9 protein-coding genes and 1 pseudogene are annotated in these 10798 nt (G+C 68.5%); 8 read left to right on the top strand and 2 right to left on the bottom strand.

All coding sequences use genetic code 11. The features are described 5' to 3' along the window. Positions 1–193, bottom strand: a pseudogene (locus Q0Q23_RS18975) (succinate dehydrogenase, cytochrome b556 subunit); the annotation flags it as partial. A gap of 226 nt (positions 194–419) precedes the next feature. Next, on the bottom strand, positions 420–1541 hold the full coding sequence (locus Q0Q23_RS18970) for a mannose-1-phosphate guanylyltransferase (RefSeq protein ID WP_295128005.1): 1122 nt from the start codon (positions 1539–1541) through the stop codon (positions 420–422). 74 nt (positions 1542–1615) lie between these two features. Between Q0Q23_RS18970 and Q0Q23_RS18965 the strand changes: the two genes are divergently transcribed. The 8 genes from Q0Q23_RS18965 to Q0Q23_RS18930 all read left to right on the top strand — a co-directional run. After that, positions 1616–2800 (top strand): glycosyltransferase family 1 protein, encoded by a 1185-nt coding sequence (locus Q0Q23_RS18965; RefSeq protein WP_295128002.1) that lies wholly within the window; start codon positions 1616–1618, stop codon positions 2798–2800. A gap of 79 nt (positions 2801–2879) precedes the next feature. Beyond that, the gene (locus Q0Q23_RS18960; protein WP_295127999.1) at positions 2880–4013 is read left to right on the top strand and encodes a magnesium and cobalt transport protein CorA; all 1134 of its coding nucleotides are present in this window, start codon (positions 2880–2882) and stop codon (positions 4011–4013) included. A 208-nt stretch (positions 4014–4221) separates the two neighbouring features. Then, positions 4222–5304: a BMP family protein gene (locus Q0Q23_RS18955; protein WP_295127996.1), complete on the top strand. Its 1083-nt coding sequence runs from the start codon at positions 4222–4224 to the stop codon at positions 5302–5304. Between the two features lie 230 nt (positions 5305–5534). Next, complete coding sequence (locus tag Q0Q23_RS18950; RefSeq protein WP_295127993.1) at positions 5535–7055, top strand: ABC transporter ATP-binding protein; 1521 nt, start codon at positions 5535–5537, stop codon at positions 7053–7055. After that, positions 7052–8335 (top strand): ABC transporter permease, encoded by a 1284-nt coding sequence (locus Q0Q23_RS18945; protein ID WP_295127990.1) that lies wholly within the window; start codon positions 7052–7054, stop codon positions 8333–8335. Before Q0Q23_RS18950 ends, Q0Q23_RS18945 begins: the two co-directional genes overlap by 4 nt. Beyond that, a complete protein-coding gene (locus Q0Q23_RS18940; RefSeq protein ID WP_295127987.1) occupies positions 8332–9624 on the top strand; it encodes an ABC transporter permease in 1293 nt (430 codons plus the stop codon). The genes Q0Q23_RS18945 and Q0Q23_RS18940 overlap by 4 nt, the downstream gene beginning before the upstream one ends. Beyond that, the gene (locus Q0Q23_RS18935) at positions 9621–10076 is read left to right on the top strand and encodes a cytidine deaminase (RefSeq protein WP_295127984.1); all 456 of its coding nucleotides are present in this window, start codon (positions 9621–9623) and stop codon (positions 10074–10076) included. Before Q0Q23_RS18940 ends, Q0Q23_RS18935 begins: the two co-directional genes overlap by 4 nt. A 16-nt stretch (positions 10077–10092) precedes the next feature. Then, positions 10093–10798: thymidine phosphorylase (locus Q0Q23_RS18930; protein WP_295127981.1), on the top strand; the 706-nt coding region annotated here is incomplete at its 3' end.

Below are 10798 nucleotides of genomic sequence, written 5' to 3'. Positions count from 1 at the left end.
TCACCGCGTTGTACGCCTCCGGGCTGACCCGGATGAGCGAGGTGTCGAGGATGTGGACGAGGAGGAAGAAGAAGATGGCGACGCCGGTGATGCGATGAAGCACCCACGACCACATGCCCTCCCGGCCGCGGTACAGCGTGCCGCCCGGCCTCGACGTCGTCGGTTGCAGGGTCCCTGCCGCTTGCTCTGGCACGAACAACCCTCCCTGGTTGCGATCGCTGAAAGAACGCGCACGAAGCGCGTGGCAAGTCTATGCCGCGTGCCGGTTCCGCGCTGCTTAGGCTGCCCTTGGTTATCTCGACGTCGAGATAACTGCGTCGCCGGGGCCGCTTGACCGGGCGGCCGCGCGGGGTGCCGTCCCACGCATGACGCAGGACGAACCGATCATGGGCGGCAGCAGGGACTGAGCCGGCGCAGGCTCAGAGGACGTCTGTCGACCCGGAGATCTTGAGAGCGTCGACCACCGACTTGACGCGTTGCGCGTTCTCCGTCGTGGTGACGAGCAGGGCGTCGGGGGTGTCGACGATGACGATGTCCTTCACCCCGATCAGGCTGATGACCCGCTTCGTCTGGCTGACGACGATGCCGCTGGAGGCGTCGGCGAGAACGCGCGCGTCGGAGCCGAGGATCGCCAGGTCGGTGGTGCGGCCCCCCGAGTTGAGCTTGGAGAGGGAGGCGAAGTCGCCGACGTCGTCCCAGTCGAAGTAGCCGGGGATGACGGCGAGCCTGCCGGCCGCGGCCGCGGGCTCGGCGACCGCGTAGTCGATGGCGATCTTCTCGAGGTTCGGCCAGATGCGGTCGACGGCCGGACCACGGGTCGCGGGATCGTCCCACGCGGCGGCCAGCTCGAGCAGGCCGCTCAGAAGCTCCGGCTTCGACTTCCCGATCTCCTCCAGCAGGCGATCCGCACGCGCGATGAACATGCCTGCATTCCACAGGTACGATCCGCTGTCGAGGTAGCTCTCGGCGGTGGCGAGGTCGGGCTTCTCGACGAAGGAGTCGACGGCGAGGGCGCTCGGGGCGCCCTCCACGGTCAGTGCTCCGCCGCAGTGGATGTAGCCGAAGCCGATCGCGGGCTCGGAGGGTTTGATCCCGATGGTCGTGATGTAGCCCTCGTCGGCGGCGGCCAGAGCCTCCTTCACGGCGACTGCGAAGAGGCGCTGGTTGCGGATCACGTGATCGGCCGCGAACGATCCGACGATCACCCCGGGCTCACGCCGCTCGAGGATGGCGGCGGCCAGACCGATCGCCGCGGTCGAGTCCCGGGGCTCGGACTCGAGGACGACATTGGCGTCGGCGAGCGCGGGAAGCTGCGCCTCCACTGCGGCACGGTGCGCTCGACCGGTGACGACCATGATCCGCTGCTCGCCCGAGATCGGGGCCAGACGGTCCCAGGTGTCGCGCAGCAAGGTCTGCCCGGAGCCGGTGAGGTCGTGGAGGAACTTCGGGGCGTCGGCCCGGGACAGCGGCCAGAGCCGGGAACCGATGCCACCGGCCGGGATGATGCTGTAGAACCGGTCGAGCACGCCGCGAGATGTCATGGCGAAAGGATACCGAGCGGTTCTGGTCACCTTCTGTTCACAGCCGGGTCACTCCGCCCGGCGACACTGAGGACATGAGGGTCGCGGTCGTCAGCGAGAGCTTCCTCCCCACGGTGAACGGGGTCACGACCAGCGTCCTCCGCGTGCTGGACCACCTGGCGGAGCGCGGCCATGAGGCGATCGTCATCTGCCCGGAGGCGGGCGCGCCGACGGAGTACGCGGGCTTCCGCATCCACCAGGTGCCCTCGATCGCGTACCGGCAGTTCCCGGTCGGGCTGCCGAGCCCGCAGGTGCAGCGCATCCTGGCGAAGTTCGGACCGGACGTGCTGCACGCGGCCTCCCCCTTCTTCCTCGGTGCGCAGGCGATCGCAGCGGCCAACCGGGTCGGCGTTCCCTCCGTCGCCGTGTACCAGACCGATGTCGCCGGATTCGCCCGCCGCAACGGCCTCGGGATGACCGCGGCCATCGCCTGGAAGTACGTGCGGTGGGTGCACGACGGCGCCGACGTCACGCTGGTGCCCTCGTCGGCGAGCGAATACGACCTGCGTCACGCGGGCGTGCGCCGGCTGGCCCGCTGGGGCCGGGGCGTCGACCTGGAGCGCTACCACCCCAACAATCGCCGGCGGCCGGACGCGGCCGCACTGCGCGAACGGCTCTCACCCGACGGCGAAGTGGTCGTCGGCTACGTCGGCCGTATCGCGCCCGAGAAGCAGGTGGAACGGCTGCGGGTCCTGAGGGACCTCCCGGGCGTATCGGTCGCGATCGTCGGCGACGGGCCGGCGCGCGACGCGGTCGAGCGCCAGCTGCGCGGGGTTCCGACGACGTGGCTGGGGAGGCTCGGGGGAGCCGACCTCGGCGCCGCCTACGCGGCGTTCGACGTGTTCGTGCACACCGGTTCGGAGGAGACGTTCGGGCAGACCGTGCAGGAGGCCCATGCCTCCGGCCTCCCGGTGGTCGCCCCGCGCGCAGGCGGACCGATCGACCTGGTCGAGCACGGCGTCGACGGCCTGCTGTTCCCGCCGTCGGACGACCGGTCCCTGCGCGCCGCCGTCGCGATGCTGGCGGCCGACGCGCCCTTGCGGCTGCGGATGGGCGAGGCCGGTAGACGCCGGGTGCTGGGCAGGGGCTGGGACGTCCTGTGCTCCGAGCTCGTCGGGCACTACGAGCGCGTCATCCTCGACGCCTGCAGCGACCCGGGTCGCCGGGGCCTCGCCGCGCGCGACGTCCAGCGGTCTGGCGGGCAGCGCGCGTACAGTTAGGTGGCTCCACGGCCCGGCGGCACCGGTCGCGGGGCGCCGGGGGCCGCCTGACGTATCCGCTCGCACCAGGAGGTGAACCATGGCGAACCCGAACCGACGCGGCATCCCGATGCCCTTCGTGTCCCGAGCCCGGAGGGTCGATCCTCCCAGTTCGCCCGCTCCGGTGCTGACGGAGCCGCGGCCGGCAGCCCGCAACAGCATGGTGGACAGCGCCATCTACGCCGACGGCGTGCGCGTGGCCTCCCCGCGCACCCTCGCCGAGACCTACCGGGCCCTCGACGGGACGCCCGGAGGAGTCGCCTGGATCGGTCTCTACCGGCCGAGCGAGCAGGAGCTGATGTCGCTGGCGGAGGAGTTCAGCCTGCACCCGCTCGCGATCGAGGATGCCATCGTCGCCCATCAGCGGCCCAAGCTGGAGCGCTACGACTCCGTGCTGTTCGTGGTGCTGAAGGCGGCGAACTACCTCGACGTCCCGGAGGAGGTCGACTTCGGCGAGCTGCACCTGTTCGTCGGTCCGAACTTCGTCATCACCGTGCGCCACAGCGAGTCGCCGGATCTGTCGACCGTGCGCCACCGGATGGAGGGGGAGCGCGACCTGCTCGCCCTGGGCCCGCAGGCCATCCTCTACGCGATCATCGACGCGGTCGTCGACGCCTACAGCCCGGTCGTCGCCGGTCTCGCCAACGACATCGACGAGATCGAGACCCAGGTGTTCGGCGGGGACGCGCTGGTCTCCCGGCGCATCTACGAGCTGTCGCGGGAGGTCATCGACTTCCAGCGCGCCACGCACCCGCTCTCGGCGGTGATGGTCGCCCTCGAACGCGGTTCGGCCAAATACGGCGTCACCGAGGAGCTCGAACGCCGGCTCCGCGACGTCGCCGACCACCTCACCCAGGTGAACGAGCGCGTCGACGGTTTCCGCTACCTGCTGCGCGACATCCTCACCGTGAACTCGACGCTCGTCTCGGAGCGCCAGAACGAGGAGATGACGCGCCTGGCGCATTCCACCCACCGGCAGGGCGAAGAGGTCAAGAAGATCTCCTCCTGGGCGGCGATCCTGTTCGCGCCGACGCTCATCGCGGGCGTATACGGCATGAACTTCCACAACATGCCGGAACTGGCATGGCCGCTCGGCTACCCGCTCGCCGTGCTGGCGATGGTCGGTCTGAGCACGCTGCTCTACGTGGTGTTCAAGAAGCGCGGGTGGATGTAGCGGGAGGTCTGCTCCCGTCCGGGGGTCGCCGGGCGCGCATCGCCGTCGGCACCTGCTCAAATGAGCAGGTGCCAACGGCGCGCGCGTTTGTAACGCTTGCATGAAGAAGCCGGATTTTCGATCAGAGCCGTTCGTCACATTCGGTAACGTGCATTGCATACAGTGGCCTCCCGGCACCAGCGGGAGGCCTGCATCTTGGAGGACAACCTTGACAATCACAGCCCGTAAGGCCGGCCTCGTCGGCCTGGCGGTGACCGGCGTCGTCGCGCTGCTCGCCGCGTGTTCGGCTGCCCCGTCGGACAACTCGTCCACGGCCGCGGCGAACAGCAAGTTCCTGCCCTGCATGGTCTCCGACTCCGGCGGATTCGACGACCACTCGTTCAACCAGCTCGGCTACGAGGGCCTCCAGCAGGCCGCCGGCACGCTCGGTGTCAAGTACAACAAGGCCGAGTCGAAGAGCGAGAACGACTTCGCCCCGAACATCCAGAGCATGGTCGACGCCAACTGCAACCTGATCGTCACCGTCGGCTTCCTGCTCGCCGACGCGACCAAGAAGGCTGCGGCGCAGAACCCCGACGTCGACTTCGCCATCATCGACGACAACTCGATCCAGGCGAAGAACGTCAAGCCGATCATCTTCGACACCGCCCAGGCGGCGTTCCTCGCCGGCTACGCGGCGGCGAGCTACACGAAGACCGGCATCGTCGGCACCTTCGGCGGCATGCAGATCCCGACCGTGACCATCTTCATGGACGGCTTCGCGGACGGCGTGAAGTACTTCAACGACCAGAAGGGCAAGTCGGTCAAGGTCGTCGGCTGGGACGTCGACAAGCAGAACGGCCTCTTCACCGGCGGCTTCGACGCCAACGAGACGGCGAAGAACACCGCTCAGGGCGTCATCGACCAGAACGCCGACGTCATCATGCCGGTCGGCGGCCCGATCTACCAGTCGGCCGCGCAGGCGATCCGCGACTCGGGCAAGCCGATCGCGATGATCGGCGTCGACGCCGACGTGTACCAGTCCGACCCCAGTGTGAAGGACCTGCTCCTCACCTCGGTCATGAAGGGCATGAAGCCGGCCACCAACGACGTGGTCACCCAGTCCGCCAAGGGCAAGTTCGACAGCACGCCGTACGTCGGCACGCTGAAGAACGAGGGTGTCGGTCTCGCTCCGTTCCACGACTTCGCCTCGAAGGTGGACTCGAGCCTGCAGGGCGAGCTCGACAAGATCAAGGCCGGCATCATCGACGGCTCGATCAAGGTCACCTCGCCGTCGTCGCCCAAGCAGTAACCGGCACGACAGCACTCGACGGGGAGGTCAGCGCAGAGCTGGCCTCCCCGTCGCACGTCCGGTCGCGGTCGCGCCGCTCCCGTCTTGTCCGTGCGCTCGTTTGAGCACACACTGACATATGCGCAGAAAGGTAGGGTGAGGATGCGCATCGTGGCCATCGGCCGTTGTCGCGTGCCTTCACCCCAAGGCTCTGTGCTCACCCCGGGCGAGTAGAGAAGGAACCCACCCGAATGAAGCTCGAACTTCGCGGCATCACCAAACGGTTCGGTGCCCTGGTCGCGAACGACCACATCGATCTCACGGTCGAACCCGGCGAGATCCACTGTCTGCTCGGCGAGAACGGCGCAGGCAAATCCACCCTGATGAACGTGCTCTACGGCCTCTACCAGGCCGACGAGGGCGAGATCCTGCTCGACGACGAAGTCCAGCACTTCTCCGGCCCCGGTGATGCCATGAAGGCCGGCATCGGCATGGTCCACCAGCACTTCATGCTGATCCCCGTCTTCACCGTCGCCGAGAACGTGATGCTCGGCCACGAGCAGACGAAGTTCGGCGGCCGGCTCGACCTGAACGCGGCCCGCGCGAAGGTGCGCGAGATCTCCGCCCGCTTCGGCTTCCACGTCGACCCCGACGCGCTCGTCGAGGACCTGCCGGTCGGAGTCCAGCAGCGTGTGGAGATCATCAAGGCCCTCTCGCAGAACGCCAAGGTGCTGGTCTTCGACGAGCCCACCGCCGTGCTGACCCCGCAGGAGACCGACGAGCTGATGGCGATCATGCGCCAGCTCAAGGAGCAGGGCACCGCGATCGTGTTCATCACCCACAAGTTGCGGGAGGTGCGCGAGGTCGCAGACCGGATCACGGTGATCCGGCTCGGCAAGGTGGTCGGCGAGACCGAGCCCACCGCGACCAACGCCGAGATGGCCTCCATGATGGTCGGCCGCGCGGTCTCGCTCACCGTCGAGAAGGCGGAGGCGACACCGGGAGCGCCCGCGCTCGTCGTCAACGACCTCTCGGTGATCGACCCGATCGGTCAGCTCGTCGTCAACAAGGTGAGCTTCGAGGTGCACGCCGGCGAGATCCTCGCGATCGCGGGCGTGCAGGGCAACGGCCAGACCGAGCTGACGGAGGCCATCCTCGGCCTGCAGCCGCGCGTGGAGGGCGAGATCCTCCTCGACGGCAAGCCGCTCCAGGGCCGCAGCCCGCGCACGGTGCTCGACGCCGGCGTCGGGTTCGTTCCGGAAGACCGCAACGAGGACGGCCTGGTCGGCGAGTTCAGCATCCAGGAGAACCTGATGCTCGACCGCTCGACCGGTGAGCCGTTCGTCAAGGGCGGCAGCATCCAGTTCTCGTATCTCAAAGACTTCGCCGAAGAGAAGGTGCGCGAGTTCGACGTCCGCACCCAGTCCATCGACACCAAGGTGGGCCGGCTCTCGGGCGGCAACGCGCAGAAGGTCGTGCTCGCGCGCGAACTCAGCCGTGACCTGCGCCTCTTCGTCGCGGCGCAGCCGACACGCGGCCTCGACGTCGGCTCGATCGAGTTCGTCCACAAGCGCATCGTCGCAACGCGCGACGCCGGCGTGCCGGTGATCGTGGTGTCGACCGAACTCGACGAGGTCGCGGCGCTCGCCGACCGCATCGCCGTGATGTACCGCGGGGGGATCGTAGGAATCGTGCCGGGGAACACGTCGCGTGACGTCCTCGGCCTGATGATGGCCGGCGAGTCGCCGGAGCAGGCAGGAGCAGCAGCATGACGGCCACCCCCACTCCCGGCCAGACCGTGACGTCGGCCCCGGAGCCGGGCCTGCCGCCCGCGAAGCCCGAGAACGACGACCGCTGGAACCGGGCGGTCCGCGACATCATGGGCGGCCCGGTGGTCATCTCCATCCTGGCCGTCGTGCTGGCCTTGATCGTCGGAGCCATCCTGATCGCCTTCACCGACCCGGGCGTGCAGAAGGCCTCCGCCTACTTCTTCGCCCGGCCGGGAGACACGTTCATCGCCATCTGGAACTCGGTGTCGAGCGCGTACACCTCGATGTTCCAGGGTGCGATCTACAACTTCGCCCGTCCCACGTTCTCCGCCGGCATCCGCCCGCTGACCGAGACGCTGGCGTTCGCGACGCCGCTGATCGTCGCCGGTCTCGGCGTCGCCCTGGCGTTCCGTGTCGGGCTCTTCAACATCGGCGGCCAGGGCCAGCTGCTGATCGGCGCCGCCGCGGCGGCGTGGGTGGGCTTCTCGTTCAACCTCCCGCCGGTGATCCACCTGATCGTGGCGGTCCTCGCCGGCATCGCGGGCGCGGCCGTCTGGGCCGGAATCGTCGGCCTGCTCAAGGCGCGCACCGGCGCGCACGAGGTGATCGTGACGATCATGCTCAACTACATCGCCTTCTACCTGATCTCCTACATGCTGCGCACGCAGGGCCTGCTGCAGGCGCCGGGGTCGAACAACCCGAAGGCGCCGCCGATCCACGCCAACGCGGTGTTCCCGCCGCTGCTGGGCGTGCAGTATAACCTCACCTGGGCATTCGTCGTGGTGATCGCCGCCACCGTCTTCGTGTGGTGGCTGATCAACCGGTCGAGCCTGGGCTTCCGCTTCCGCGCGGTGGGCGAGAACCCCAACGCTGCACGCGTCGCGGGCATCAACGTGAAGAACGTCTACGTGTACGCCATGCTCCTCGCCGGAGCGCTGGTCGGCGTGGCCGGCGCCAGCCAGGCGCTGGGCGTCTTCCCCGCCGGCATCAGCTCCGGAGTCGACGCGGGCATCGGCTTCGACGCGATCACGGTGGCGCTGCTCGGCCGGTCGCGGCCGTGGGGCGTCTTCATCGCCGGGCTGCTGTTCGGCGCGCTCAAGGCGGGCGGCTACACGATCCAGGCCGGCGGCATCCCGATCGACATCGTGCTGGTCATGCAGTCGCTGATCGTCCTGTTCGTCGCCGCGCCGCCGCTGGTGCGGGCGATCTTCCGCCTCCCGACACCGGGGAGCGCCCCCCGGAGACAGCGTCCCATCGTCACGAAGGAGGTGGCGGCCAAGTGACCACCACGGCCCCCGTCGTCCCCGACTCCTCGCCCAGCGCTCTCGAGAAGGCGGAGATCCGGTCCTGGAAGGCGCCCATCGCCTTCGGCGTCTTCGTCGTCATCAGCCTGATCCTGTTCTTCGGCTTCCCGCGCAACGGTGAAAGCTCCTTCCGGTGGTCGGAGGCGACGGATGCGATCAAGCTCCCGAACCTGACGGTCGACACCCGGGTCACGACGATCCTGGTCACGATCCTGCTGGTGATCCTCACCGCGGCCAGCGCCTGGTACTCGTGGCGCGCACGCAAGACTCCGATCTGGATGGTCGTGCTCTTCGCGCTGATCTTCATGTTCGGCTTCCTCGCCTGGGCGGACTCGGGCAGCCCGTACCCTGTCCCGATCACCGGGCTGTTCCTCGGGACGATCAGCCTGGCGGTGCCGCTCGTCTTCGGTGCGCTCGGCGGCGTCATCTCGGAACGCGGCGGCGTCGTCAACGTGGCCATCGAGGGCCAGCTGCTCTCGGGCGCCTTCGTCTCGGCGATGACCGCGTCGTTCACCGGCAGCTGGGCGGTCGGGCTCATCGCCGCGATGGTCGCGGGCGTGCTGGTCTCGTTCGTGCTCGCCGCCTTCTCGATCAAGTACCTGGTCGACCAGGTGATCGTCGGTGTCGTGCTCAACGTCCTCGTCGTCGGGCTGACGAACTTCCTGTACTCGCAGGTCCTCGCCGCCGACCCGCAGGCGCTGAACCACCCGCCGCGGCTGCCGAGCTGGCCGATCCCGCTGCTGAGCGACATCCCCGTCATCGGCAAGGTGCTGTTCGACCAGTCGATCATCGAGTACCTGATGTACATCGCGGTGTTCCTCGTGTGGTTCGGGCTGTTCAAGACCCGCTGGGGCCTGCGCCTCCGCTCGGTCGGCGAGCACCCGGAGGCCGCGGACACCGTCGGCATCAACGTGAACAGCACCCGGTTCTGGAACGTCTCGCTCGCGGGAGCCGTCGCCGGTCTCGGTGGCGCGTACTTCACGCTCGGCTCGGTGGGCGCGTTCTCGAAGGAGATGACGGCCGGTCAGGGCTTCATCGCGCTGGCCGCCGTGATCTTCGGACGCTGGGACCCGATCCGGGCGACCCTCGCGGCCCTGCTGTTCGGCTTCGCGACGAACCTGCAGAACGTGCTCAGCACCATCGGCTCCCCGGTTCCGAGCGAGTTCATGCTGATGCTGCCCTACGTCGTCACCATCTTCGCCGTCGCCGGGCTGGTGGGGATGTCGCGCGCACCGGCAGCCGACGGCAAGCCCTACATCAAGTCATGACCGGCGCGCAGATCGACTGGGCCGCGCTGCGCGCGGCGGCGAACGAGGCGATGACGCACGCCTACGTGCCGTACTCGAAGTTCCCGGTGGGCGCCGCCGCGCTCGTCGACGACGGTCGGATCGTGAGCGGCTGCAACGTCGAGAACGCCAGCTACGGCATCACGCTGTGCGCCGAATGCGGGCTCGTGTCGTCGCTCGCGATGACCGGCGGCGGCCACCTCGTCGCCTTCACCTGCGTCAACGGCGACGGCGACACGCTGATGCCGTGCGGGCGCTGCCGGCAGCTGCTCTACGAGCACTCGGCCGAGGGCATGCTGCTGGAGACGGTGTCGGGCATCCGCACCATCGACGACGTGCTGCCGGACGCCTTCGGTCCGCGGCAGCTCGCCGCCTACGCCGACGAGCACCGGGCAGACGCCGACATGGCAGACGAACACCATACGAACGACTGAAGAGGAACACCACTTCGTGAGCACCGCAGGAGCGGTCGAGGCGTTCGACGCCGTCGACCTGATCAGGACCAAACGCGACCGGGGCGAGCTGAGCACGGCCGAGATCGACTGGCTGGTGGACGCGTACACCCGCGGCTACGTCGGCGACGAGCAGATGTCGGCCATGACGATGGCGATCTTCCTCAACGGCATGACGCGCCGCGAGATCAAGGACCTCACGCTGGCCATGATCGCGTCGGGCGAGCGGATGGACTTCTCCGGCCTCGGCAAGCCGACCGCCGACAAGCACTCCACCGGCGGCGTCGGCGACAAGATCACGCTGCCGTTGATGCCGCTCGTCGCCGCTTTCGGCGTCGCCGTGCCGCAATTGTCGGGCCGGGGGCTCGGGCACACGGGAGGCACGCTCGACAAGCTCGAGAGCATCCCGGGCTGGCGCGCCAACCTCAGTAACGAGGAGATGTTCGCACAGCTGCGCAACCAGGGCGGTGTGATCTGCGCGGCCGGCTCGGGCCTCGCCCCTGCTGACGGCAAGCTCTACGCGCTGCGCGACATCACCGGAACCGTCGAGGCCATCCCGCTGATCGCGTCCTCCATCATGTCCAAGAAGATCGCCGAGGGCACCGGAGCCCTGGTGCTCGACGTCAAGTTCGGCTCAGGCGCCTTCCTCAAGGACATCGAGAAGTCGCGCGAGCTCGCCCGCACGATGGTCGAGCTCGGCACGG

It is taken from the genome of uncultured Leifsonia sp., from assembly GCF_945957465.1.
Classification (GTDB): Bacteria; Actinomycetota; Actinomycetes; order Actinomycetales; family Microbacteriaceae; genus Leifsonia.
The sequence above is the reverse complement of the archived record's forward strand: the minus strand, read 5'-3'. Positions and strand labels throughout refer to the sequence as shown.